Origin of the sequence: Frondihabitans australicus (assembly GCF_003634555.1) — a bacterium.
Taxonomy (GTDB): domain Bacteria; phylum Actinomycetota; class Actinomycetes; order Actinomycetales; family Microbacteriaceae; genus Frondihabitans; species Frondihabitans australicus.
Genome location: NZ_RBKS01000001.1, coordinates 1,068,069 through 1,093,048, shown reverse-complemented (window position 1 = coordinate 1,093,048; position 24,980 = coordinate 1,068,069). Strand labels below are relative to the sequence as shown.

Annotated in this window: 23 protein-coding genes and 1 pseudogene; 3 read left to right on the top strand and 21 right to left on the bottom strand. The window is 70.5% G+C overall.

Annotation, left to right across the window (positions count from 1 at the left end):
* Window positions 1-152 precede the first annotated feature (152 nt).
* The 12 genes from C8E83_RS05020 to hrcA all read right to left on the bottom strand — a co-directional run bounded on the left by C8E83_RS05020 (window position 153) and on the right by hrcA (window position 13,243).
* Window positions 153-2,666, bottom strand: a complete 2,514-nt coding sequence (locus C8E83_RS05020) for a bifunctional lysylphosphatidylglycerol flippase/synthetase MprF (RefSeq protein ID WP_121368720.1) — start codon at window positions 2,664-2,666, stop codon at window positions 153-155.
* A complete protein-coding gene (locus tag C8E83_RS05015) occupies window positions 2,663-3,982 on the bottom strand; it encodes an alpha/beta hydrolase (protein WP_121368719.1) in 1,320 nt (439 codons plus the stop codon). Before C8E83_RS05015 ends, C8E83_RS05020 begins: the two co-directional genes overlap by 4 nt.
* Before the next feature lie 11 nt (window positions 3,983-3,993).
* On the bottom strand, window positions 3,994-4,659 hold the full coding sequence (locus tag C8E83_RS05010) for a response regulator (RefSeq protein WP_281270835.1): 666 nt from the start codon (window positions 4,657-4,659) through the stop codon (window positions 3,994-3,996).
* A gap of 59 nt (window positions 4,660-4,718) precedes the next feature.
* On the bottom strand, window positions 4,719-6,026 hold the full coding sequence (locus C8E83_RS05005) for a sensor histidine kinase (protein WP_121368717.1): 1,308 nt from the start codon (window positions 6,024-6,026) through the stop codon (window positions 4,719-4,721).
* 91 nt (window positions 6,027-6,117) lie between these two features.
* A complete protein-coding gene (gene era / locus C8E83_RS05000; RefSeq protein WP_121368716.1) occupies window positions 6,118-7,020 on the bottom strand; it encodes a GTPase Era in 903 nt (300 codons plus the stop codon).
* Complete coding sequence (locus C8E83_RS04995; RefSeq protein WP_121368715.1) at window positions 7,017-8,375, bottom strand: hemolysin family protein; 1,359 nt, start codon at window positions 8,373-8,375, stop codon at window positions 7,017-7,019. Before C8E83_RS04995 ends, era begins: the two co-directional genes overlap by 4 nt.
* Before the next feature lie 9 nt (window positions 8,376-8,384).
* Window positions 8,385-8,846 (bottom strand): rRNA maturation RNase YbeY, encoded by a 462-nt coding sequence (gene ybeY / locus C8E83_RS04990; protein WP_121368714.1) that lies wholly within the window; start codon window positions 8,844-8,846, stop codon window positions 8,385-8,387.
* Window positions 8,843-9,868 (bottom strand): PhoH family protein, encoded by a 1,026-nt coding sequence (locus tag C8E83_RS04985; protein ID WP_425454753.1) that lies wholly within the window; start codon window positions 9,866-9,868, stop codon window positions 8,843-8,845. Before C8E83_RS04985 ends, ybeY begins: the two co-directional genes overlap by 4 nt.
* Window positions 9,861-10,232: a histidine triad nucleotide-binding protein gene (locus C8E83_RS04980; RefSeq protein ID WP_121368712.1), complete on the bottom strand. Its 372-nt coding sequence runs from the start codon at window positions 10,230-10,232 to the stop codon at window positions 9,861-9,863. The genes C8E83_RS04985 and C8E83_RS04980 overlap by 8 nt, the downstream gene beginning before the upstream one ends.
* Window positions 10,233-10,308: 76 nt before the next feature.
* Complete coding sequence (locus C8E83_RS04975; RefSeq protein WP_121368711.1) at window positions 10,309-11,049, bottom strand: 16S rRNA (uracil(1498)-N(3))-methyltransferase; 741 nt, start codon at window positions 11,047-11,049, stop codon at window positions 10,309-10,311.
* A gap of 12 nt (window positions 11,050-11,061) precedes the next feature.
* Entirely contained in the window at window positions 11,062-12,168 is a 1,107-nt protein-coding gene (gene dnaJ, locus C8E83_RS04970; protein WP_121368710.1) for a molecular chaperone DnaJ, read from the bottom strand.
* 55 nt (window positions 12,169-12,223) lie between these two features.
* The gene (gene hrcA, locus C8E83_RS04965) at window positions 12,224-13,243 is read right to left on the bottom strand and encodes a heat-inducible transcriptional repressor HrcA (RefSeq protein ID WP_121371744.1); all 1,020 of its coding nucleotides are present in this window, start codon (window positions 13,241-13,243) and stop codon (window positions 12,224-12,226) included.
* Between the two features lie 134 nt (window positions 13,244-13,377).
* Between hrcA and C8E83_RS04960 the strand changes: the two genes are divergently transcribed.
* Window positions 13,378-13,758, top strand: a complete 381-nt coding sequence (locus C8E83_RS04960) for a DUF4870 domain-containing protein (protein ID WP_245981422.1) — start codon at window positions 13,378-13,380, stop codon at window positions 13,756-13,758.
* Window positions 13,759-13,792: 34 nt separating this feature from the next.
* Here C8E83_RS04960 and hemW read toward each other — a convergent pair whose 3' ends face one another.
* Both hemW and C8E83_RS04950 read right to left on the bottom strand, forming a co-directional pair.
* Window positions 13,793-15,019 carry a radical SAM family heme chaperone HemW gene (gene hemW, locus C8E83_RS04955; protein WP_121368709.1) on the bottom strand — a complete coding sequence of 409 codons (1,227 nt, stop codon included), beginning with the start codon at window positions 15,017-15,019 and terminating at the stop codon, window positions 13,793-13,795.
* 18 nt (window positions 15,020-15,037) lie between these two features.
* Window positions 15,038-15,688: a DUF1990 domain-containing protein gene (locus C8E83_RS04950; RefSeq protein WP_121368708.1), complete on the bottom strand. Its 651-nt coding sequence runs from the start codon at window positions 15,686-15,688 to the stop codon at window positions 15,038-15,040.
* 166 nt (window positions 15,689-15,854) lie between these two features.
* Here C8E83_RS04950 and C8E83_RS04945 point away from each other — a divergent pair, with 166 nt between their 5' ends.
* A complete protein-coding gene (locus C8E83_RS04945; protein ID WP_121368707.1) occupies window positions 15,855-16,271 on the top strand; it encodes a hypothetical protein in 417 nt (138 codons plus the stop codon).
* An 80-nt stretch (window positions 16,272-16,351) separates the two neighbouring features.
* Here C8E83_RS04945 and C8E83_RS19400 read toward each other — a convergent pair whose 3' ends face one another.
* From C8E83_RS19400 to C8E83_RS04930, 4 genes are all read right to left on the bottom strand, one after another.
* Entirely contained in the window at window positions 16,352-16,510 is a 159-nt protein-coding gene (locus C8E83_RS19400; RefSeq protein WP_170159850.1) for a hypothetical protein, read from the bottom strand.
* A gap of 117 nt (window positions 16,511-16,627) precedes the next feature.
* Window positions 16,628-16,843 (bottom strand): hypothetical protein, encoded by a 216-nt coding sequence (locus tag C8E83_RS04940; RefSeq protein WP_121368706.1) that lies wholly within the window; start codon window positions 16,841-16,843, stop codon window positions 16,628-16,630.
* A 199-nt stretch (window positions 16,844-17,042) separates the two neighbouring features.
* On the bottom strand, window positions 17,043-18,890 hold the full coding sequence (lepA, locus tag C8E83_RS04935) for a translation elongation factor 4 (RefSeq protein ID WP_121371742.1): 1,848 nt from the start codon (window positions 18,888-18,890) through the stop codon (window positions 17,043-17,045).
* Between the two features lie 53 nt (window positions 18,891-18,943).
* The gene (locus C8E83_RS04930) at window positions 18,944-20,110 is read right to left on the bottom strand and encodes a pyridoxal phosphate-dependent aminotransferase (RefSeq protein ID WP_121368705.1); all 1,167 of its coding nucleotides are present in this window, start codon (window positions 20,108-20,110) and stop codon (window positions 18,944-18,946) included.
* Between the two features lie 227 nt (window positions 20,111-20,337).
* Between C8E83_RS04930 and rpsT the strand changes: the two genes are divergently transcribed.
* Entirely contained in the window at window positions 20,338-20,598 is a 261-nt protein-coding gene (rpsT, locus tag C8E83_RS04925; RefSeq protein ID WP_121368704.1) for a 30S ribosomal protein S20, read from the top strand.
* Between the two features lie 79 nt (window positions 20,599-20,677).
* Here the strand turns inward: rpsT and holA are convergent, their stop codons facing one another.
* The 3 genes and pseudogenes from holA to C8E83_RS04910 form a co-directional block, all read right to left on the bottom strand.
* The gene (gene holA, locus C8E83_RS19830) at window positions 20,678-21,745 is read right to left on the bottom strand and encodes a DNA polymerase III subunit delta (RefSeq protein WP_121368703.1); all 1,068 of its coding nucleotides are present in this window, start codon (window positions 21,743-21,745) and stop codon (window positions 20,678-20,680) included.
* 634 nt (window positions 21,746-22,379) lie between these two features.
* Window positions 22,380-23,555: pseudogene (locus C8E83_RS19825) on the bottom strand (ComEC/Rec2 family competence protein); the annotation flags it as partial.
* Between the two features lie 618 nt (window positions 23,556-24,173).
* Complete coding sequence (locus C8E83_RS04910; RefSeq protein WP_121368701.1) at window positions 24,174-24,917, bottom strand: helix-hairpin-helix domain-containing protein; 744 nt, start codon at window positions 24,915-24,917, stop codon at window positions 24,174-24,176.
* Window positions 24,918-24,980 lie beyond the last annotated feature (63 nt).

The following is a 24,980-nucleotide window of genomic DNA, read 5'->3' as shown; positions in this document are numbered from 1 at the left end:
CGAGAAAACAGCGAACACCGCGACGAGGGAGGCCTTAGAACGAGGTCTCGTCGCGGCAGCTAAGAAGGAGCAGGCCGAACAGCACGGTTCCACGGTAGCACGTGCGGGTCTCCGCGCTCCTGCGCCCGACCGCCTCGCAGCGTTCGACGGGGTCAGACGACGCTGCGCAGGAGCCGCGGCAGTCGGCTCACCCGGAGCTCGGGCACGTAGGCGCGGGCGAGTGCCGTGCCGATCGCCGGCAGCTGCAGCGGGTCGGGATAGGCCATGAGGAGCGTCGAGAACTCCGGCTGGAACTTCGCCTTGAACGTGAGCAGGGACCGGAAGCCGTAGGCGGGTTCGAGAGCCCGAGCGAGGAAGGCCATGACGCGCTCGGCCTGGCTGCGATCGGGGTCGTCGCCGTCGAGGTCCACGCCTGCCAGCGGGGCGGCGGAGAGGCTGACGAACTCGATGCCGTCCTCCTGCGCCCGGAGCGCGGCGGAGGCGATGAGGAACTCCATGACGCCGTGGATCGAGTCGGCGCGGCGGCGCATGAAGTCGAGCGTCCAGCCGACGACCTCGCCGTCCCGCCAGGTGGGCAGCCAGCTGGTCACCGCGAGCACCTGCTCTCGTTCGTCGACGGCCAGCATCAGCCGTACGTCGCGGTCCATCAGCTCGTCGAGGCCGCCGAGGGTGAAGCCCATCTCGGGCAGCTCCTTGTCGGCCACCCACTGCTCGGAGATGTCCTCGATCTGGCGCGCCACCGAGGGCCGGAGGTCGACGTATCGCGTCCAGACCGCGCGCACGCCCGAGCGGGTCGCCCGGTTCATGCTCGTGCGGACGTCCTGCCACTTCTTGCCCTGCAGGCTGAACGACGCCGGATGCAGCACGGTCTCCTCCGCCACCGGCAGCGTCGGCCAGCCCATCTCGGCGAAGGCGGGCGCCAGGGTCTCCCGCACGCTGTAGAAGACCGGCACGAGACCCTGGTCGTCGCACCATCGGGCGAACTCGAGCACGGTCTGGGCCGCGCGCGCCTGGTCGCAGAGCGGATCCCCCACGGTGATCGCCGTGCCGCCGACCTCCCGGTAGGCGACCGCGGCGGCGCCGTCGTCCGACAGCCAGTACGAGGTGCCGCTCCAGAGCGCCATCTGGCCGAGATGACCCGACACGCCGCGTCGCAGGATCCGCGCCACCGCCCCACGGCGCGACGCCCCGCCCGCTCGCCCCGTGACTCCTGCCGCCACCACCAGCCCCACGACGACGATCAGCCACATGAGCGGCCCGACGCCCACGAACACCCCGCGCAGCGGTCCGTCCGTCGGCACCGGCCCGACGCGGTCGAGCCCGACGAAGCCGACCGGGATGAACCGCTCCGGCGCGGAGAAGACGAGCCGGCCCAGGGTGATCGGCGGGCTGAAGCGCTCACGCCCGAGGAAGCCGACGCTGATGTAGAAGCCCGCGAGCAGCACGAACGACGCCACCAGCAGCGCGATGTACTGCCGCACGATGTGGCGCGGGGTGCGCACGGTGAAGTGGTGGAGGAACACGAACAGCACGACCGCGACGATCAGGGGTGCGACGGCCGACAGGATGCCGAGGAAGAAGCGTTCGACGTGATGGCCGGGCATGTCGGCGGCGACGTCGCTCGTCAGCGGCAGGACGCCGTAGTAGAGCGCCGCCAGCAGGGCGAGGAGCAGATTCACCAGGATCGCCGCCCACACCGCGATGCGACGGGCGCGGCGGATCAGCAGAGCCGCGACGATGAGAGTCACCAGCGGCAGGAGGCTCAGCGCGAGCGTGCCGGGGCCGTGCAGGTCGCCGAGCGCGACGTCGCGGATGCACGTCGCGTCGATCGTGCACGGCCTGGTGAGGTGCCGCGGCGGCAGCGAGTCGCCGAACAGGCTGCCGAGCGGCGCCAGGATTCCGATCGGCGCGCGCGTGACGATCGTCACGAGAGGCCCGAGCGCCGTGATGAAGACCAGCGTCGACAGGAGCACGCGCGCCTCGTGGTGGGAGCTGCGTGTCCACAGGCGCGCCACGACGCGGCCTCGGGGCCGCAGGAAGCGGCCGAGCGCGAGCCCGGCGACGGCGCCGAGAAGGGCGTACAGCCCCGACGGGTGGCCGTCGTAGAGCAGGAACGTCGTGATCGACGCGAAGCCGATGATCCGGATCCGGCGCCGCCAGAGCGGACCCGCGAAGGCGCTGGCCGTCATGATCGTGCCGAGGGCCGGCGTGAACGGGTGGAGCGTGGTGTCGTAGGCGACCTCGAGCGCCCAGACCTCGCCGATTCCGATGCCGATGGCCTGCACAGCGACGCCGATGACCGTCGCCACCACCCCGGTGATGAGGTACGCGGCCAGGGCCCGGCCGTGACCGATTCTCCGCTCGGCGGCGCCGACCAGCACGAGCACGGCGATGACGGTGGCGATGAGCTCGGGCAGGCTGCCCGAGAACAGGACGCTCGCGAGCGTGGCGATCCACGAGTTCGCCGAGGTCCGCTCGGCGACCCCGGCGCCGATGACGTCGCGCAGGGCGTCCGACGGGCCGTGCAGTGCGCTTCCGGAGACGAGCGCCAGCACGACGAGCACGGCGGCGATCACGAGGCTCACCGGCTGCTGGCGTGCGAGGTCTCGCAGCCACGTGAGGGCGCGCGACGGAGTGGGGTGAGGGGCGAGGGTGAGGTCGGTCATAGATTCTGCGCCCCCTTCGACAGGCCGAGGCGCGGGTAGAGGAGGTCGAAGCCCCGCCGGAAGGCGTTCGACGCGGTCGTCCAGTCATGCCCGCTGCCGGGCGACAGGTACCGCGTCACGCGGATGCCGTGCTTGGCCGCAAGGGCAGACATGACGCGCGCGTTCTCGCTGTAGACCGCGTCGGTGGCGCCCGCGGCGAACAGGGCGACCGTGTCGGCGTAGTGGCCGTGCGCCGCCATGACCGCGGCAGGCTTCGCCGCGTCGAACCGCGCCGTGCTGCCGCCGAACCCCTGGTCGATCGCCCTGTCGTCGCTCGAGAGAGTCGGGTACTGCTGGCCGGAGACGTCGATGAGCGACCCGAACAGCTCGGGCAGGGCCGTGGCGAACTGCAGGGCGCAGGTCGCTCCCTGCGAGAAGCCGCCGACGACCCAGGCGGTGGGGCCGGTCTGGACGTGGAGGTGAGTGGTGATCCAGTCCGGGACGTCTTCGGTGAGGTAGGTGGCGCTGTTGCCGAGGGGCCCGTCGACGCACATCGGGTTCGCGCCCGCCGAGCCGAGCTGGTCGGGGACCACGACGATCGGGGCGAGCCCGTGATCGCGACGAGCCAGCGCGTTCAGGATCTGCGGCACTCGGCCCGCCGTCATCACCGACAGCGGGCTGCCGGGCTGCCCGGACATCAGCACGACCACGGGCAGCGCCGGCGCCGAGGCCACGAGCGCGGCGGGCGGCAGGTACACGAGGGCCTTCCGTGCGTCGAAGTGCGATTTCGTGGCCGGGATCGTCACGGATCCCACCCGACCTCGCCGGGGCATGAGCTCGGGGGCCTTCCAGTCGGCGTAGAGGTCGTCGTCGGCCGCGGCCGTGCCCGGGGTCCGCGGGTGAGGCAGGATCAGGGGCTCCGACCCCGTCACGCCGAGCGCATCGCCCAGCCGCGGGAACTCCCCCACGTCGCGGTTCAGCGCGAGCCCGCCCGCGACCACGACGGCGATGACTCCGACCGCGGCCGCGACCTTGCGCCCCGCCGGACCGTAGACGAGGTTGACGATCGCCAGACACACCCCGGCGACCATGGCCGACACCCAGGCCCGATCGACCCAGGTCGGCGGGACGTCGAAGGCGTTCATCACGTCGCCGACGACCCAGATCGCGGTGCCCCCGGCCGCCGCGCCGGCGAGGATCGCGATCGTCACGTGGCGGAACCAGCGGCCCCTCCGGCGTCGCGGTCGCAGGATCATCGCCAGGCACAGGGCGCCCGCCACGATGTCGGCCACGCCCAGCGTCAGCGCCGACGTCAGCGACAGGTGGAACAGGTTCACAGAGGGTGAGACTACGTGGTCAGCCCGTGCTCGTAGGCGTACACGACGAGCTGCACCCGGTCGCGCAGGCCGAGCTTCGCGAGAACCCTGGAGATGTGCGTCTTCACCGTCGCCTCGCTGAGGTACTCGAGCTGGGCGATCTCGCTGTTGCTGAGACCGCGCGCGGCGGACTGGAAGATGTCGCGCTCGCGCGTGGTGAGCTGCTGGAAGGCCTCGGGCACCGGCTTCGGCGCGGCCTCGCGGTTCTTGTCGAAGTGCTCGAAGAGCTCGCGGGTCGCGGAAGCGGCGATGACGGACGTGCCCGCGTGCACCGTCCGGATGGCGGCCAGGAGGAACTCGGGGTCGCTGTCCTTCAGGACGAACCCGCTGGCGCCCGAGCGGATGGCGCGCGTCGCCGCCTCGTCGAGGTCGAACGTGGTCAGCACGACGATCTTGGGGGCACGGCGGTTCTCGGCGTCGGCGCGCGCCAGGATTGCCTGGGTCGCGGCGATGCCGTCCATGACGGGCATGCGGATGTCCATGAGGACGACGTCGGGCTGGGTGCGCGAGACGACGTCGACGCCCTCCTCGCCGTCGCCGGCCTCGCCGACGAACTCGAGATCGCGCTGCGACGACACGACCATGCGGATGCCCGCGCGGAACAGCGCCTGGTCGTCGACGAGGACGACGCGGATCACTCCGGTGCCGGGGTGCGGCTCGGTCGGGCTCGGTGCGTCCGGCTGATTCGGGGCGATGCTCATCGCAGGTGAACCTCCTGGGTCAGTGCGGTCGACGGGATCATGGCGCGCACGATGAAGCGGCCGCCGGCCTGGTGAGTCGTCAGCGAGCCTCCTGCCAACGTAGCGCGTTCGCTCATGCCGACGACGCCGTGGCCTCGTCGCTCGTCAGGGCGGTACTGGCCGCTGGTCGTGAGGGCGTCGGCGTCGATCGTGTCGGTCGGCCGCAGGGTCGACGCGATGACGATGGTGAGGTCGTCGGGCCGCCAGTCGAAGAGCACGTCGACGGTCGACCGCGTGTCGCCGTGCCGGAGGACGTTCGTGAGCGACTCCTGCACGATGCGGTAGATCGCCAGCTGCCGGTTGCTGCTCAGCTGGGCCGGCGTGCCGCTCGATCGCAGGTCGATCGAGAGCCCGGCCGCGGTCATCTGCTCGACGAGGCGTTCGAGGTCGACCAGGACGGGCTGCGGCGCCGCCCCCTGACTGTGCCGGAGCTGGCCCAGGAGCTCGCGCACCTCGCCGAGAGCCTCGCGCGCGGTCGACGCGATCGTCACGAGGGAGTCCTCGACCGTGGTCGGATCGGCACGGTAGGCATACCTGGCGCCGTCCGCCTGGGCGATGACGACGGCGAGCGAGTGCGCGACGACGTCGTGCATGTCGCGCGCGATGCGGCTGCGCTCCTGCTCGACGGCGATGTCGCGCTCGGCGCGGGCTGCCTCGCGCTCGGCGCGCGCCGCCTCGTTCTCCGCACGAGCCGCCTCGCGTTCGGCGCGCGCGGTCTCCCGCTCGGCCAGGAGCTGCGCGTCGCGGCTGGAGCGCGCAGCGTACCGGGCGCGGACCAGCTGCCCGCCGACCCAGGGCAGGCCGAGCAGCGCCAGGAAGCCGAGGAACGTGATGCCGATCTGCAGGAACAACCGGACCAGGTCGGTGACGTTCGACACGTCGTGCGGCACCCCGAACAGCGCCACGTTCGCGAAGGTCACGTAGAACATCCCGATGGCGGCGCCGATGCCGACCGAGGCGAGGCCGAACCAGCGCAGGCGCGGCGAACCGTACGCCGCCGACGCGTACAGCACGGCGCAGATCGCGAGGTTGGACACCTGGGGCGTCGAGAGCGTGAGCATCTCGAAGACGGCCGTGGCCCACACGATCGCCAGCGCGAGCCCCGGCGACAGCCGCCGGAACGCCAGGGACGCCGCCATGCCGAGCGTGATGACGAGCGAGAACGGGTTCGCGTGCAGGTCGAAGACGAGCGTGACGAGCCCCACGACGACGCCGATCAGGACGTCGAGGACGACCTGGTGAGAGCGGAGGGGGCGGAAAATCACGTGACTACCGTACGGTGCCCGCGCTCCTGCGCCCTCGTCGTGAACCGACGTCGAGACCTTCGTCGCCCGGAATCATCCTGCGGATGTACGTTCAGAACCCCAGTCGGCCGAGCTGCTTCGGGTCGCGCTGCCAGTCTTTGGCGACCTTCACCCGGATGTTCAGGTAGACCTGCGACCCGACGAGCGGCTCGATCTGCGCCCGCGCGCGCTCGCCCACCTCACGGAGGCGCGCGCCGCGGTGGCCGATGACGATCCCCTTCTGGCTGTCGCGCTCGACGAAGAGGTTCGCGTAGATCTCGACGAGGTCTTTGTCGTCGCGCTCGACGAGGTCGTCGATGGTGACGGCGAGCGAGTGCGGAAGTTCGTCCTGCACGCCCTCGAGCGCCGCCTCGCGGATCAGCTCGCCGATGCGGTCGGCGAGCCCCTCCTCGGTGACGACGTCGGACGGGTAGAGCTGCGGCGACTCGGGCAGGAGCGGCACGATCTCGGCCGCGACCGTGTCGAGCTGCTCGTCGGTCAGCGCCGAGACCGGAACCAGTGCCTCCCAGTCGCGCAGGGCACTCACGGCGAGCAGCTGCTCGGCGACCGCCGCCTTCGACGCGATGTCGACCTTCGTGATGATGGCGAGCTTCTTCGCCCGCGGATACTGGTCGAGCTGCTCGTTGATGAAGCGGTCGCCCGGGCCGAGCTTCTCGTTGGCGGGCACGCAGAAGCCGATCACGTCGACGTCGGCCAGGGTGTCGCTCACGACGGTGTTGAGTCGTTCGCCGAGCAGCGTCCGGGGCCGGTGGATGCCCGGCGTGTCGACGATGACGATCTGGCCGTCGGGCCGGTGCACGACGCCGCGGATCGCGCGCCTGGTGGTCTGCGGCTTGGACGACGTGATGGCGACCTTCTCGCCGACGAGCGCATTCGTGAGCGTCGACTTGCCGACGTTGGGGCGGCCCACGAACGAGACGAAGCCCGCACGGTAGCCGGGAGGTGTGGTGGTCATCGTCGTACCCGTTCGCTCGTGTCTCGGTGGTTCGTGGGCTCGGAGGGCGCAGGATCCGACCCGCCCACGTGGCCGGCCCCGAGCGCCGTCTCGGCGTCGTCGAGCGCCACGTCGCGCCGCACGATCACCGTCTGGAGGTCTCGGCGGCGCCCCTCCGTGTGGTTCGCGGTGAGCACCAGGCCGGAGACCCGCGCCTCGGACCCGCGCTCGGGCAGGCGCCCGAGGACCTTCGTGAGCAGGCCGCCGACGGAGTCGACGTCGTCGTCGTCCAGCTCGATGCCGAACAGGTCGCCGAGCTCGTCGACGGGCATGCGCGCGCTCACGAGCTGCACGCCCTCGGAGATCTCGCGGTGGTCGACGACGGTCTGGTCGTACTCGTCGCTGATGTCGCCGACGAGCTCTTCGATGAGGTCCTCGAGGGTGACGAGGCCGGCGATGCCGCCGTACTCGTCGACGACCATCGCCAGGTGGTTCTTCTGCAGCTGCATCTGGCGGAGGGTCTCGTCGGCGCGCTTCGACTCCGGGATGAAGACGGCGGGCTTCGCCAGGTCGAGGGCCAGGCCGGTCTGGCCGTCGCGACGCTCGTGGACGAACCGGGCCACGTCGCGCAGGTAGGCGATGCCGACGACGTCGTCGCTGTCGCGCCCGACGACGGGCACTCGCGAGACGCCCTTGCCGAGGAAGACGGCCATGGTCTCGTCGACCGATTGGTCGGCGTCCACCGTGACCATGTCGGTGCGGGGCACCATGACCTCGCGCACCACGGTCTCGTTGAACTCGAAGATCGAGTGGATGAGGGTGCGGTCGTCCTCGTCGAGCACGTCGAGCTCGGTCGCCTCGTCGACCATGCTGAGCAGCTGCTCCTCCGACGAGAACGAGGCCGTGCGGGGCCTGCCGGGCGTCACCCAGTTGCCGACGACGACGAGGAGGTCGGCCAGCGGCCCGAGGACGACGCGGATGCCGCGGACGAGGCCGGCTGCGGCGATGACGAGGCCTCGCGGGTGGGCGCGCCCCACGCTGCGAGGGCTCGACCCGACGAGGACGAACGAGACGGCGGTCATGATGAGGGCCGACGCCAGCAGCGCCCACCACCACTCGTCGAAGGCGTAGGCGAACGCCATCGCGACGAGCACCGCGGACGACACCTCGGCGAGCACGCGCACGAAGTTGACGGCGTTCACGTGCGCGCCGATATCGTCGGCGACCGCACGGATGGAGCGACCGCCGCGGCGGCGCTCGTCGGCCAGTTCGAGGAGGTCGTGCCGGCTCAGGACGGTCAGCGCCGAGTCGGTCGCCGCCAGGAACCCGCCGAAGACGACGAGGACGACGGCCGCGGTGATGAAGATCGCGATCATCACGGGCGTCTACCGCTGCGAGTCGGCCTGGGCGAAGGCGTCCAGAATCCGGCCCTGGATGCCGAACATCTCGGCGTGCTCCTCGGGCTCGGCGTGGTCGAACCCCAGCAGGTGCAGCACCCCGTGGCAGGTGAGCAGCAGCAGTTCGTCGAGGGTCGAGTGACCGGCCGTCACGGCCTGCGCCGCCGCCACCTGAGGGCAGAGGACGATGTCGCCCAGGAGCCCCGCCGGCGTCGGTTCGTCCTCCGTGCCGGGGCGCAGCTCGTCCATCGGGAAGCTGAGGACGTCGGTCGGCCCGGGCTCGTCCATCCACTGGACGTGGAGCTGCTCCATCGCCCCCTCGTCGACGAGGACGATCGCGAGCTCGGCCTCGGGGTGCACGTGCATCTGGTCGAGGGCGAAGGTGGCGAGGCGCAGGATCGCCGGCTCGTCGACCTCGACGCCCGACTCGTTGTTGATCTCGATGGTCAAGCGTCGCCTCCGGCGGTGCGTGCGTGCAGGCGAGCCTGCTTCTCGGCGTCGTACTTCGTGTAGGCGTCGACGATCTTCGCCACGAGCGTGTGGCGCACGACGTCGTCGCTCGTCAGGCGCGCGAAGTGGATGTCGGGGATCCGGTCGAGCACGCGGGTGACGAGCTGGAGCCCGGAGGCGCCGGTCGGGAGGTCGACCTGGGTGATGTCGCCGGTCACCACCATCTTCGAGCCGAACCCGAGACGGGTGAGGAACATCTTCATCTGCTCGGGCGTCGTGTTCTGAGCCTCGTCGAGCACGACGAACGCGTCGTTGAGAGTGCGGCCGCGCATGTAGGCCAGCGGTGCGACCTCGACCGTGCCGGCCGCGAGGAGCTTCGGCACGATCTCCGGGTCCATCATCTCGTTGAGCGCGTCGTAGAGCGGCCGGAGGTAGGGGTCGATCTTGTCGGTGAGCGTGCCCGGCAGGAAGCCCAGGCGCTCCCCCGCCTCGACGGCAGGCCGGGTCAGGATGATCCGCGACACCTCGCGGCGCTGAAGGGCCTGGACGGCCTTCGCCATCGCCAGGTACGTCTTGCCGGTACCGGCCGGCCCGATGCCGAAGACGATCGTGTTGTCGTCGATGGCGTCGACGTAGTCCTTCTGGCCGAGCGTCTTCGCCCGGATGCTCTTGCCCTTGCTGCCGGTGAGGATCGCCTTGCCGAAGAGCTCGACGGGGTGGCCCTGCCCCTCGGCGAGAATCCGCCCGGTCGTCGCGACCTCGCTCGGCCCGAGGTCGTGGCCCTGCCGCACCATGGCGACGAGCTCGTCGACGAGCTCGCGGGCACGCTCGACGTCGGCCCTGGGCCCCTCGAGGGCGACCTCGTTGCCTCGGACGAGGACTCTGACCTCGGGGTACTGCTGCTCGACGGCGCGGAGGAGGCGGTCCTGCGGCCCGAGGAGCTGGACCATGGCTACCCCGTCGACGACCAGGTCGACGCGGACGCTGTCGGCGGAGGGGGTGGAGCTGGAGGAGCTAGGCAAGTGAGCCTTCCTGGAGGTTCCCCGCCATGACGTGCGCATGGACGTGGAAGACGGTCTGACCGACGGCTTCGCCGGTGTTGAAGATCAAACGGAATTCGCCCGCCGGATAGTCCCCGAAGAGCTCGGGATCGTCGGCGAGGCGCCTGGCGGTCGCGACCATGTCGGCGAGGAGGGCCGGGTCGCCCGCTGCGAGCTCGACGACGTCGGCGTACTGCGGGTCTTTCGGGATCACGAGCAGGTGCACGGGCGCCTTGGGCGCGATGTCCTTGATCGCGATGACCGTGTCGGACTCGAAGACGATCGTCGCCGGGATCTCGCGCGCGATGATGCGCTCGAAGACCGACGGCCCGGTTGCTGTGCTCATGGGTTCATCGTAACGAAGGCCGGTGACGCCGGGTCGGCTCTCACCAACGCCCCAGCTCTCACCAACGACCCGCGTCTCACCAACGCCCCAGCCGCACGCTGAGCACGGCGAGGGCCGCCGGGCCGGCCGTGGAGGTGCGCAGCACCGAGTCGCCCAGCCGCACCGTTCGACCGCCCGCCTCGACCAGGGCGTCCAGCTCGTGCGGGGCGATGCCGCCCTCGGGGCCCACGACGATGACGACGTCGCCGCCCGTCGTGAGGTCGTCGAGGGGGACCGCCGAGAGGGCGTCGGCGGCCGAGGGCTCGAGGACGAGGAGGCGTGCTGATCCTGCCAGCCTGGCCAGCTGGGCCGTCGAGACCGGCTCGGTGATCTCGGGGGCCCAGGGGCGGATCGACTGCTTGGTCGCCTCGCGGGCGATCGCGCGCCACCGGGCGAGGCCCTTGGCGACCTTGGGCCCCTCCCACCGCGAGATGCTCCGGGCGGCCGACCACGGTACGACGCGATCGACGCCGAGCTCGGTGGCGGCCTGCACGGCCATCTCATCGCGGTCACCCTTGGCGAGCGCCTGCACGAGCACGAGCCGAGGCGAGGGCGCAGGAGCCCGCGACACGCTCTCGGCGCGCAGCACCAGCCGGTCTCCGCTCGCCTCGACGACGGGCCCCTCGACGACGAGACCTCGCCCGTTGCCGACCAGCAGGGTCTCGCCGACGCGCACCCGACTCACCGTGACGGCATGCCGGGCCTCCGGGCCGGTGATGACCACGTCGGAACCCGCGGAGGTCTCGGCCAGCTCGTCGGCCAGGTAGAAGTGCGCCACTGCGATCCGCTGCTAGAAGTTCAGGAAGCGGTCGCGGAGCTTGCCGAACAGCCCCTGCTGGAACTGCGACAGCTGGGGCGCGTCGTGCTTCCGGCCGGAGGCGAACTTCTCGATCAGCTCGCGCTCTTTGTGGCTGAGCTTGGTCGGCGTCACCACCTGCACGCCGATCTTCAGGTCGCCGCGACCTGATCCGCGCAGCCTTGTGACACCCCGGTCTTTGATCGTGATGACGTCGGCGCTCTGGATGCCCGGGCGCACCTCGACCTGCACGTCGCCGTCGAGCCCGGCGATGGTCGTCGACGTGCCGAGGATGGCGTCGGCCATCTGCACCTCGAGCGTCGCCAGGAGGTCGTCGCCGTTGCGGCTGTAGACGTCGTGGTGGCGGACTTTGACCTCGAGGTAGAGGTCGCCGTTGGGGCCGCCGGCCGGGCCGACCTCGCCCTGGCCGGGCATCTGCAGTCGGATGCCGGTGTCGACGCCGGCGGGGATCTCCACCGGGATGGTGCGGCGCGCGCGGACGCGGCCCTGCCCCTGGCAGGTCGGGCACGGGTTGGGGATCACGGTGCCGTAGCCGCGGCAGGTGCCGCACGGGCTCGACGTCATGACGTTGCCGAGGAGCGAGCGGACGGTGCGCTGGATCTGACCGGAGCCGTGGCAGATGTCGCACGTCTGCGGGCTCGTGCCGGGCGCGCAGCACGACCCCTGGCACGTCTCGCACAGGATGGCGGTGTCGACCTCGATGTCACGCTGGACGCCGAAGACGATGTCGTCGAGCTCGACCTCGAGGCGCAGCAGGGCGTCCTGCCCGCGCTCGCGACGCGATCGCGGCCCCTGCCGCTGCTGCTGGGCTCCGCCGAAGAACGCGTCGAAGATGTCGCCGAACCCCGCTGCTCCCCCGCCTCCGCCGAAGCCGGGCATCGGCCCGCGGTCGTACTGCTGACGCTGCTGCGGGTCGCTCAGCACGTCGTACGCGTGCGTGACCTCCTTGAAGCGCTCGGAGGCCTCCGGGCTCGGGTTGACGTCGGGGTGGAGCTCGCGGGCGAGCCTCCGGTAGGCCTTCTTGATCTCTTCGGGCGTCGCGTTGCGGTCGACGCCGAGGACCTCGTAGTGATCTGCCACGTGTCTCCAGTAGTGCTGTCGGTAGTTCGGTGCTCGGTGGTCGTGGGGTCTCGCCCTAGCGTTCGCCGAGGAGTCCTGAGAGGTATCGGGCGACGGCGCGGACGGCCGCCATGTTCGTCGAGTAGTCCATGCGGAGCGGGCCGAGGACCCCCACCCGCGCGATGTCGGGGCCGGTCGTGTAGCCGCTCGAGAGCACCGAGGTCTGGGCCAGGCCGAACGACTCGTTCTCGCGTCCGATGCTCGCGACGACGTCCGCCGCGTCGGAGCGCATCTCGCCGAAGAGGCGGAGCAGGGTCACCTGCTCTTCGATGGCCTCCAGGATCGGGAACAGGCTGCCCGAGAAGTCGTCCTCGGTGAGCACGAGATTCGCCGCCCCCGCCATGACGAGGCGGTCCTGCCGGCCGGCGGTCACCTCGTCCACCAGGCTCTTCGCGACGAGCTCGACGAACGGCGCGCGCTCGGGCCGGAACTGCGCGGGCAGCCCGGTGAGCAGCGCGGCGGCCTCGCCGAGGCCCTTCCCGCCGACCAGGGCGTTCAGCTTCGCGCGCAGCTCGCCGAGGAACGCCTCGTCGACCTCCGCGCCGATGTCGAGCACTCGCTGCTCGACGTGCCCGGCATCGGTGATGAGCACGGTCATGACCCTCGAGTCGCTGAGGCGCACCAACTCGACGTGACGGACGCGGGCGTTCGAGAACGTCGGGTACTGCACCAGCGCGACCTGGTTGGTGAGCTGCGACAGGAGCCGGACGGAGCGCGAGAGCACCTCGTCGAGGTCGGACGACGACCCGAGGAACGTCTCGATGGCAGTGCGCTGCGCGCTCGTGAGCGGTCGCAGGTCGGCCAGCTGGTTGACGAACAGGCGGTAGCCCTTGTCGGTCGGCACGCGACCGGACGACGTATGAGGCGCGGCGATCAGCTCTTCCTCTTCGAGCATCGCCATGTCGTTCCGGATCGTCGCGGCCGAGACACCGAACTGGTGACGCTCGACGATCGACTTCGAGCCCACCGGCTCACGCGACTCGACGTAGTCGTGCACGATGACGCGCAGGACTTCGAGACCCCGTTCGCTGACCACGTGCACACCTCCTGCCCCGCTGGCACTCCACTTGCGAGACTGCCAATGCTACCGCACGACACCGAGGATCCCTGGTGCCGCGGCGTCTCCTGTCGCTACGCTGTGTGTCACCTGACAACGACGATTGGCGTGTGATGACTGACCCGAATCCCGGCCAGCCCTACGGCGGCAACTACAACCCCCAGCCCATGCGACCCGAGGACGAACGGCTCTGGGCGACGCTCATCCACGTCGGTGGCATCTTCTTCTCATTCGTGCCTTCACTGATCGGCTATCTGATCCTGCGCGACCGCGGCCCGTTCATCCGTGAGCACACGCGCGTCGCCCTCAACTTCCAGCTGACGATGCTGATCGGCTACATCGTCGGCGGAATCCTCACGGTGATCTTCATCGGTGCGCTCGTGATCTTCGCGGTCGGCATCGTGATCATCATCTTCTCGATCATCGCCGCCATCGCGGCCAACCGCGGGCAGTACTACAAGTACCCGCTGTCGATCGAGTTCATCAAGAAGTAGTCCTTCGACGCCTCGTGCGGCGCCGGCGGCGACGTCAGTCGCCCAGCAGGCGCCGCACGACCGCGTCGGCGAGCAGACGCCCGCGCAGCGTGAGGCGGACGCGACCGGCCAGTGCGGCCCGGCCGTCGAGCAGGTCGTCGGCGATGAGCGGGGCGATGGCCGCCCGGCCCTCGTCGTCGAGCTCGGCCGTCGTCAGTTCGTCGCGGACCCGCGTGGCCAGCAGGATCCGCTCCGTCTGCCGTGCCGCACCATCGAGCGTCTCGCGCCCGGCTCCCGGCGACACCCCCTCCGCCATGCGCTGCGCGTACGCGGCGGGGTGCTTCACATTCCACCAGCGGACGCCGCCGACATGGCTGTGCGCCCCAGGGCCGACGCCCCACCAGTCGTGCCCCTGCCAGTACGCGAGGTTGTGCCGGCTCGCGTGCTCGTCTCCCCGAGCCCAGTTGCTCACCTCGTACCAGGCGTACCCAGCCGCCTCGAGGGTGGCGTCCGCCACCTCGTACATGTCGGCCGCGTCGTCGTCGTCGGGCTGGGCGACCTCGCCGCGACGGATCTGCCGGGCGAGCTTCGTGCCGTCCTCGACGATGAGCGAGTACGCCGAGAGGTGGTCGGGCTCCTGCGCCAGGGCCTGGTCGAGCGACCTCCGCCAGTCGTCGAGCGTCTCGCCGGGCGTGCCGTAGATCAGGTCGAGGCTGACGTCGAGCCCCGCGTCGCGCGCGCAGGCGACGACGAGCGGGATGCGCTCGGGGTCGTGCGTTCGCTCGAGGGTCGCCAGCACGCTCGGCACGGCCGACTGCATGCCGAAGCTCACGCGCGTGAAGCCTGCCTCCTTCAGCGCCAGGAGGTAGTCGGCGTCGACGGAGTCGGGGTTGGCCTCGGTGGTGACCTCGGCTCCTGCGGCCAGACCCCACTCGTCGCGGACGGCGGCGAGCATGTGCGCCAGGTCGGACGCCGGAAGCATGGTCGGGGTGCCGCCGCCGAAGAAGACGGTCGAGACCTCGCGCTCGGGGAGGCCTGCCTCGCGAAGAACGCTGCCGGCCAGTGCTACCTCGGCGCTCGCCTGCCCTGCGTAGTCGCTTCGCTTCGCGCCGCGCAGTTCATCGCCGGTGTAGGTGTTGAAGTCGCAGTAGCCGCAGCGGACGCGGCAGAACGGCACGTGCAGGTAGACGCCGAAGTTTCGCGACTCCACGCCGTCGAGGACGCTCTCGGGCAGGAGTCCGTCGGCGGGTGCGGGGTCGGCGATGGGGAGGGTGCTGGGCACTGCGCTGTCTACCGCGGGCTAGTCGCCGACGAGCACGCGGAGGTAGCGCTGCGTGTACTTGTTCTGCTGGGCCTTCAGGAACGGCGCGACGAACCGCCACTTCCAGTTCGACGGGCGCGAGAAGGCGCGGACGGTCAGCCACACCGAGCCGTCGTCGGTCTGGTCGATCACCCAGCTCTCCTCTCCCGACTCCGGGTGGCCCTCGAGCGTGCCGTAGGCGAAGCCCTTCCGGGCGGGCTCGTCGATCACGTAGACGACACGCACCGGGGCCTTCACGTGGCGGCCGTACGCCGGGATCGTCAGCGTCGCCGTCGTGCCGGCGGTGAGGAAGGGCTCTCCGTCGGGCGCGAAGTGCGCCTCGGCCGAGGGCGCCGAATAGGCCGCAGGATCGAGCGGATTGCCCTCGTCGTCGAAGGTCACGGGCGTGTACGCGCCCTCGTCGAGAGCGGGGACGTCGTCGACGTGGACGGCGATGCCGCTTCGCTCCTGCACCTTCCAGGTCATCAGGGCGCTCCACGCCGTCTCGAAGCGGTCGTCGCCGTGGCCGATGCGGGTGCGGTACTCGACCGGGCGGAAGCCCGCCGGCGGGTACTGCATCAGGTCGGGAGCCTGCGTCGCCCCGACCTGCCCGTAGGTGGTCTGGGTGTCGGTGTGGGTCTGTCGGCGCATCCCAGCAGTCTATTCGGCGTACTCTGACGGCACTGTCCGTGTCGTCCTTGGGGGGATCATGGTTCGTCGTGCATCGACCGTCGCAGGCTCGGCCCTTGTGGCGCTCGGGCTGTCACTGGGCTTGGCGGGGTGCGGTACCACGCACACGTCGCCACCGATCACTGGCGTGGCGCATGTCACGGGCTGCCCGAGCAAGGCCGCGAACGAGCCGAGCGGTCAGAGCGTCACGAGTCATAGGGAGGACCTCGTCTCGCTGACGCCGACGGGTGCCGTCGTCTGCTCGTACAGCGCCACGACGCCCGACTGGGTGGCCAAAAGCCTGGCCGCGGGTGAGGCGAAGCGGCTCGGCACGCTCCTGAACCAGGCCGGGTCGAACATCACGCCGGGCTCGGCGTCGTCGTGCCCCGCCGACTTCGGCGGCACGGTCGTCGTCTACCTCTGGTCGGCTCGCCAGACCTCGACCGTGTGGATCCACACCGGCGGTTGCCGAGTGGCCACCAACGGGATCACGTCGCGCGAGGGGGCGTATGCCGGCTCGCTCGCCGCGTACCTCCACCGCACAGTGAAATCGCCCGCCGCCTGACGAGCCATGAGGCTCGAGGCGACGGACGATGACGAATCCGCGGAGTCCACCGGTGTCGACCCCGCGGCGGGGGTGGCGGGCTAGCGCCGCCCGACGAGGGTGCGCCAGATCCAGCCGATGATGCCGATCACCAGGATGATCAGACCCACCCAGAGCAGGAACTTGAGGGCGGCGACGAAGAAGCTGAATCCGAAGAGGATCACGCCGACGATGATGAGGATGATGAAAAGAGCAGGCATGGACTCACCCTGCACTCACCCGTCTCTCAGGCTCACGGTTTGTACCCCGATCGCGCGCCCGGCTACTTCTTCTTCGCGGACTCGGTGTCGCCCGAGAGCGAAATCAGGATATGAAGATCAAGAAGCGCCGAACTCGGCCATCGCCTGCGCGATGAAGTCGGCGATGACGCTGAAAGGGACGGAGACTTCCCCGAAAGTGTTGAAACTCAGCGAGCCGCCGCCGGCGTCGTACCGGAACACTTCCATCACCTGGCGTCCACCGGAGTCGATCAACTCGACAGCGAGTCCGTCCCGGATGACATCGCTGGCGATTTGCGTCCGGTAGCCATTCATGCCCTCACCCTGGCACAGCAAGCACCTGGCGTGGCGAACCTCTGGCAGACGAAGTCGCCCGGCGCTAGTCTCAACACGAGCTTGCCCAAGGCACATCTACCCGGTAAGGGTGCGCCCGACGTCTTGTCAGGAGAGAGTGGCTGCCCGTTTGAGCCGGGCCAGGCCCGGAAAAACCCGAAGTGCGCTTTCGACTGAAGCGCTATTTGCCTTTTTTCTCGGTGTCGCCCGAGAGCGCGGCGATGAAGGCCTCCTGCGGCACGTCGACGCGACCGATGGTCTTCATGCGCTTCTTGCCCTCCTTCTGCTTCTCGAGCAGCTTGCGCTTGCGGGTGATGTCGCCGCCGTAGCACTTCGCGAGGACGTCCTTCCGCATGGCGCGGATCGACTCCCGGGCGATGATCCGCGCGCCGATGGCCGCCTGGATCGGCACCTCGAACTGCTGGCGTGGGATCAGCTCGCGCAGACGCCCGGTCATCAGCACACCGTAGGCGTACGCCTTGTCGCGGTGCACGATCGTCGAGAACGCGTCGACCTTCTCGCCCTGCAGCAGGATGTCGACCTTGACCAGGTCGGCGTCCTGCTCGCCACTCGGCTCGTAGTCGAGCGACGCGTAGCCCTGCGTCTTGCTCTTGAGCTGGTCGAAGAAGTCGAAGACGATCTCGCCCAGCGGCATGTTGTAGCGGAGCTCGACCCGGTCTTCGCCGAGGTACTCCATTCCGAGCAGGTTGCCGCGACGACCCTGGCAGAGCTCCATGATGACGCCGACATAGTCTTTCGGCGCGAGGATCGCGGCCTTCACCATCGGCTCGGCGACGCTCATCACCTTGCCGTCCGGGAACTCCGACGGATTGGTGACGGTGACGGTCTTCTTGTCCTCCGTCGTGACGTCGTAGATCACGCTCGGCGCCGTCGTGATGAGGTCGAGGTTGAACTCGCGCTCGAGTCGCTCGGTGATGATCTCGAGGTGCAGGAGCCCGAGAAAGCCGCACCGGAACCCGAATCCGAGCGCCACCGACGTCTCGGGCTCGTAGACGAGCGCGGCATCCGAGAGCTTCAGCTTGTCGAGCGCCTCACGGAGGACGGGGTAGTCGCTGCCGTCGATCGGGTACAGCCCCGAGAAGACCATCGGCAGAGGCTCGGTGTAGCCGGCCAGAGCCTCGGTCGCGGGCTTGGACGACGTGGTGACCGTGTCGCCGACCTTCGACTGCCGGACGTCTTTCACGCCGGTGATGAGATACCCCACCTCGCCGACGCTGAGCCCTTTCGACGCCGCCGGCTCAGGGCTCGACACGCCGATCTCGAGGATCTCGTGCACCGCCTTCGTCGACATCATCTGGATCTTCTCGCGCGGTTCCAGGGTGCCGTCGACCATGCGGACGTACGTGATGACGCCGCGGTAGCTGTCGTAGACGGAGTCGAAGATCATCGCTCGGGCCGGGGCGTCCTTGACGCCCTTCGGCGCGGGGATGCGGTTCACGACGACGTCGAGGAGCTCTTCGACACCGACGCCGGTCTTGCCGCTCACGCGGAGGACGTCGGCGGGGTCGCCGCCGATCAGCTGGGCGAGCTCTGCCGCGTACTTGTCGGGGTCGGCGGCCGGGAGGTCGATCTTGTTGAGCACCGGGATGATCTCGAGGTCGTTCTCGAGCGCCAGGTACAGGTTGGCGAGGGTCTGCGCCTCGATGCCCTGCGCGGCGTCGACGAGGAGGATCGCGCCCTCGCAGGCGGCGAGCGAGCGCGACACCTCGTAGCTGAAGTCGACGTGGCCGGGGGTGTCGATCATGTTGAGCGCATACGTCTCGCCGTCGACCGCCCACGGCATGCGGACCGCCTGGCTCTTGATGGTGATGCCGCGCTCGCGCTCGATGTCCATGCGGTCGAGGTACTGCGCTCGCGCGTCGCGGTCGGCCACGATGCCGGTGATGCCGAGCATGCGGTCGGCGAGCGTCGACTTGCCGTGGTCGATGTGCGCGATGATGCAGAAGTTGCGGATGCGCTCGGGCGCGGTCGAGGCCGGCTCGAGAGCGGTGGCTGCCTTGGGGCTCACGGAGTCCTTCACGACGTGGGCGGAACTGAGGTCAGACGATTCTCCCACGCCTCTCAGGCGGTCGTGGCCGCCTGTGGAGAAACGGGGGCGGGCAGGGCGGCGAGCCCGCGGGCGAGGGTGTCGGGTGAGGCGGCGAGGCAGATCCTGATCCAGCCCTCCCCCATGCGGCCGAAGGCGCTGCCCGGGGCGACGGCGACGCGCGCCTCGTCGAGGAACTCCTCCGCCCACGTGGCGACGTCGCCGCCCGTCGCGTGGGAGACGTCGATCCAGAGGTAGAAGGCGCCTCGCGGGTCGAGGTAGGTGAGGCCGCGATCGCCCAAGATCCTGCGGGCCAGGTCGAGATTCGACGAGTAGTGCTCGCGGGCGTCCGCGACGGGCTGATGGTCGCCGGTGACCGCGGCCAGGGCGGCCCACTGGTCGGGCTCGGCGACGCAGCTGATCTGCGCCTCCTGCACCGTGCGCATCGTCTCGGCGAGACCCTTGGGAGTGACGAGGTAGCCGACGCGCACCCCGGTCATGGCGTAGGTCTTGCTCAGCGAGAACACGCTGAACACCCGGTCGTCGTGGTCGAGCGACGCCAGGCTGACGTGCTTCTCGCCGTAGGTGAAGTACTCGTAGACCTCGTCGCTGATCACCCAGAGGTCGTGGTCTTTGGCGAATCGCAGGAGCCGCGAGAGGGTCTCCTCGTCGAACACCCGGCCGAGCGGATTCGACGGCGAGTTCACGATGATCGCCCTCGTCTTCGCCGTGACCAGCGAGGCGAGCTCGTCGAGGTCGGGGGCGAAGTCGCGCTCGGGTCGCAGTGGGTACGGCACGGGATGCGCGTCGAGCATGCGGGCGTTCATCGTGAAGGTCGTGTAGCCGGGATCGGGGACGAGCACCTCGTCTCCTGCGGCCAGGATCAACCCCATGGCCTGGTGGAGCGCCTGCGTCGCGCCGACCGTGACCCAGACCTGCTCGGTGTCGACGTGGACGTCGTTCTCGCGCGCGAGCTTCGCCACGAGCGCCTCGCGCAGCGGCGCGATGCCGCCGTTCGCCGTGTAGTCGGTGCGGTCTTCGGCCCAGGCACGACGGCCGGCGTCGAGGATGTGGCGGGCTACGGGCACGTCGGGCTCGCCGACGACGAGCATGGCGACGTCGTCGAGACGCAGAGCCTTCTCGAAGACGCGGCGGATGCCGGAGCCCGGGACGGTCTCGATGTGCGGGGCGAGATGTGGCATGCTCCGAGGGTATCGGCGGCGCGTTCTCTCCCTGCTGGGTCGTGTCACGTCGGAGTGTCGCCCGTTGAGTAGCGCTGCGCCTCCTGGTAGAGTCTCTCTTTGGCTTCCGCTGCCGCGTCCCCGCTGCGCAGCGATTCGCAGCCAGGTTCGCTATGCGACCGGAGTCGCCCTCTACTTCTCCGTTCGGCTGCGTGCACACTCCATTACGACAGACCAAGGACATCTCAGTGGCAAACATCAAGTCGCAGATCAAGCGCATCGGCACCAACAAGAAGGCACAGGAGCGCAACAAGGCCGTCAAGAGCGAGCTCAAGACCGCCATCCGCGCCACCCACACCGCCATCACGGCCGGCGACAAGGAGACCGCTGCGACGGCTCTCGCTCTCGCGTCGAAGAAGCTCGACAAGGCCGTCAGCAAGGGCGTCATCCACAAGAACCAGGCCGCCAACCGCAAGTCGGCGATCGCCAAGCAGGTCAGCGCCCTCTAGGTCCGCTCCGCTTCACGAAGGCCCCCGCTCCGGCTCGGAGCGGGGGCCTTCTGCGTGTGGGCAGGAGCGGCCTCGCCGGCTAGGGGCGGCGGCCGCGCGCGGCCAGGAGGGTCACGATGCGCTCGAGCGCGTACACGGGGTCGCGCTCGGCGCCCTTGACGGCCGCGTCGGTGGCCGCGAGCTGTTCGATCGCCACGCCGAGGCCCTCGTCCGTCCAGCCCTGGAGGTCGCGCTTCGCCCGGTCGATCTGCCAGGGGGCAAGACCGAGCTGCGAGGCGAGCTGACCGGCCGATCCGCGGGCGCCGCTGACCTTCGCCATGGTGCGGACCTTGCTGGCGAACGCCGCGACGATCGGCACCGGGTCGGCACCGGAGGCCAGTGCGTGGCGCAGCAGGATCAGGGCTTCGCCCGCCCTCCCTGCGATCGCCGCGTCGGCCACCTTGAACGCGTTGGTCTCGACGCGACCGGAGTAGTACTTCTCGACCGTCGCCTCGGTGATCTCGGCTGCGGAGTCGGCCAGGAGCTGCTGGCAGGCGGAGGCCAGTTCGGCCAGGTCGTCCTGGAAGGCCTGCACGAGGGCGCGGAGTGCGCCCGCGGTGACCCGCCGCCCCTCGGCGGCGAACTCCGCCGCGGCGAAATCGAGCTTCTCGGTGTCCTTCTTGAGCTCGGTGCAGACGACCTCGATGCCGCCGCCGAGCCCGCCGCGCAGCGAGTCGAGGAGCTTCTTGCCCCGCACACCGCCGCCGTGTCTCAGCACGAGGTACGTGTCGTCAGCGGGCTCCTGGAGGTATTGGAGCGTCTCGTCGAGGAACGCGTCGGTGCACTTCTCGACCGAGGAGACCCTGATCAGCCGCGGCTCGGCGAAGAGCGACGGGCTCGCGAGCGTGATCAGCTCGCCCGGGGCGTAGTGGTCGGCCTCGAGGTCGTTCACCTCGAGACTCGGGTCTTCGGCGACGAGCTGGTCGCGGAGCTGGCGGATCGCGCGATCGGCGAGGAACTGCTCGGGCCCCGAGACGAGCACGACTCGCGCCGGACGGATTCGATCCCAGGAGACCTGGTCGATCGTCACCTTCGCCTTGGCAGCCGATCCGCGCGCCGACGAGCGTGAGCCGCCCGCGGCTGCTCCCCCCGAACCTCTCGCTGGCACTCTCCGACCCCGCCTTCACCGGGGAGACCGGCCCCGTGCTGCCGCCCGCGACCGCCGCGGGAACGCCTCCCAGCCTACGGGCCGCAGCCGACACCGGGCGGCCGCCGGCCCGCCAGACATCGATGCGCGCGGGGCCTCCTTCGGCACCCCTGGCCGTGGAGAGCACGACCGTGCCGTCGCGGTCGGAGCGGAGCACCTCGGATCCTGCGCCGCGAAGCACCCGCAGCGTCTCGGGCGTCGGGTGACCGTACGGGTTCGGTGTGCCGACCCCGATCAGCGCGATGCGGGCTCGCACGCACCGATAGAGGTCGGGGTCCTGGTCGCGGGATCCGTGGTGCGAGACCTTGACGACGTCGAGCGGGCCGAGTGCCGTACGGCCCACGAGGCGCCGCTGCTCCTTCTCGCCGAGGTCGCCCAGCATGAGCGCGGTGAGGCATAGGGCGCAGGATCGGGCGGGCGCGACACCCAGCACCACGCTGGCCTGGTTGCCCGGCGGTGTGCCTGCCGGTGGCCAGAGCACCGTCAGGGCCAGCTCCCCCAGCCCGAAGCTCATGCCCGGCGTGGCGTGGACGACGTGGTCCGCCCGGAGTCCGGCCACGAGCCGATCGGCTGCGGGGCCGTCGCTCGGCCCGACGAGCAGGTCGCCGATGCGCCCCGCCAGGACGGGAGAGGCACCGATGTGATCCTGATCGAAGTGGGTCAGGACGAGGAGGTCGATCCGCCGGACACCGACGAGGTCCAGGCATCGCTGGAGCAGGCGCTCGTCGTCGCCGGTGTCGACGAGCGCCACCCTGCCCGAGTCTCGGATCAGGTTCGCGTCGCCCTGGCCCACATCGCACTGGACCATGCGCCAGTCCGCGGGGAACGACGCGCGTCTCCCGATCTCGCGCCCCGTGACGACTGCGCCCAGCGGCAGTGCGACGACGAGCAGCGCGGCGACCGCCAGGCGTCTGCTCCGACGGTAGGGGGTCGTCAGGAGCACGGCGCAGACGAGGCCGGCGAGGAGTACGGACAGGCCGATCGCCGGCCAGGACGCACCCCAGTCGACGGAACCGGCCGGGATCGCGGCCGTGAGCCGTGCCACCGCCGCGATCCAGGTCGCCGGCAGCCACGCCACCGCGGCGACCGCGAGAGACGCCGCGGGCCACACCGTCGAGAGCAGACACGCGACGAGGCCCAGGAGCGTCGCCACCGGCGCGGCGGGCTCCGCCAGCAGGTTCGCCAGGACTCCGAGCAGCGGCAGCTGCGGACTCAGCGTGAGCAGGAGCGGCTGGCAGGCGAGCTGCGCCGCGGTCGGCACGGCGAGAGCGACGGCGAGTCCGTCGGGCATGACTCGGGCGAGGAGCCGCGCCAGCGGTCGTGCGAGGATCAGGAGCCCGCCGGTGGCGAGGACGGACAGCGCGGAGCCGTAGGACCGTGCCGTCCACGGGTCGGCGACGAGCAGGACGAGCACGGCGAGCGACAGCATCGGCAACCCCTGCACCGGCCGACCCGCGGCGAGGAGGGCGAGGGCGACGGCCGCCATCACGGCGGCGCGGAGGACGCTCGGATCGGGGGTCACCAGGACGACGAAGCCTGCGAGCGTCGCGCCGGCGAGGGCCAGCCGCACGGGCCGCGGGATCCGCACGAGTCCGCCCGCCAGCAGGGTCGCTCCCACCACCACCGCGCAATTCGCGCCCGACACGGCGGTCAGGTGGCTGAGCGACGACGACGTCATGTCGGCGTCGAGGGATTCGTCGACCCGAGACGTGTCGCCGACGCTGAGACCCGGGAGCAAGGCGCCCCCGTCGCCCGGAAGCCGCTCGGTCACGTGACGGTACGACTCCCGGAGCCGCGCGGCGACCTCCTGCACGCCCGTCGCCCGGTGCTCCACCGTCACGCCGATCTGCCCACGTTCGGGCGCCGCGTCGAGGAATGCCGCCAGGTCTCCCCCGTCATCCGCCCTCGCCAGCCGCCCCGTCACGACGACGCGATCCCCCACCCCGGGCACCTGAGACGCCGTCGACGGCGTCAACCCCGTGACGAGCACCGGCAGATCTACGCTCGTGACGCGGCCGCGCACCGAGAGCCCGTCCGCGGTTATCCGCAGGCTTCCGTCCGCGCGGGACGGCTGCGCGGACACCGTGCCGTGCAGGGTCGCAGTCACGGGTCTGTCGAGCGCGCCCGGCTCGCGGAGCGGGAGGTGCAGGCAGACCGCGGTGAAGGCGGTCGCCGCAGCCGCACCGCACACCGCGACCAGGGCGAGCACAGCCGCCAGCGAGCCGACGAGACGGCGGTGCCGGAGGACGAGCGCCCCGGTGAGGGAGGCCGCTGCCGTTGCTCCTGCGATCAGAGCCGCCCCGCCGACGAGCCCCGGCGTCGGCAGCACCACGACGAGGCCTGCCCACGTCACGGCGGCGGGTGCGGCGAGCCGCAGGTCGATCACGGCTCACCGCACCGTCACCGCGTCGCGGAGACGCTCGAGCTTCTTGTCGCCGATTCCCGTGACGTCGAGCAGGTCGTCGACCGACGCGAAGCGGCCGTTCTGCTCGCGCCAGTCGAGGATCGCCTTCGCCGTCGCCGGGCCGACACCCGGCAGCGTCTCGAGCGCAGCCTCGTCGGCGCTGTTGAGGTCGACGGGCGCTGTGGGGGTCGCAGGAGCCGCGGAGGCTCCCTCGACCTGAGCCTGCGCCGGCACCGCCTCCCCCTCCGCCACCACGACGATCTGCTCGCCGTCGACGACGGGTCGGGCGAGGTTCACCGACGCCGGATCGGCCTTCGCGGTGAATCCGCCGGCCGCGGTGACGACGTCGACGGCCCGGGCGTCGGAGGCCACCTCGTAGAGCCCGGGCTTGGCCACGCGGCCCAGGATGTGGACGAACACGGTCGCCTTCGCCGGAGCCGTCGCCGGAGAGGACGGCGTCGCCCAGGCCACCGGATCACCTGACCGCTCGGACCGGGCGGCGACGTCGCCGCCCGTGGACGCGGAGGCGCTCGAGACGGCGGAGACGATCACGCCGACGCCGAGCAGCACCAGCACGGCGATGACGGCTGCGCCGACGCCGATCCGCCACCGCGGCGCCGACCCGGGCTCACGATGGTCGCGTGCTCGCGGCAGGCGGACGACCCCGACGTGGCGGCGGCCGGGGACTGCAGGGACGGACGGAGGGAGCGACGATTCGGCATCTGGCATGCCGAGACGCTAGACGCCTCGCGGGCGAGGCCCGTCACGCCGACGGGCCGCCCTGTGGAGAAG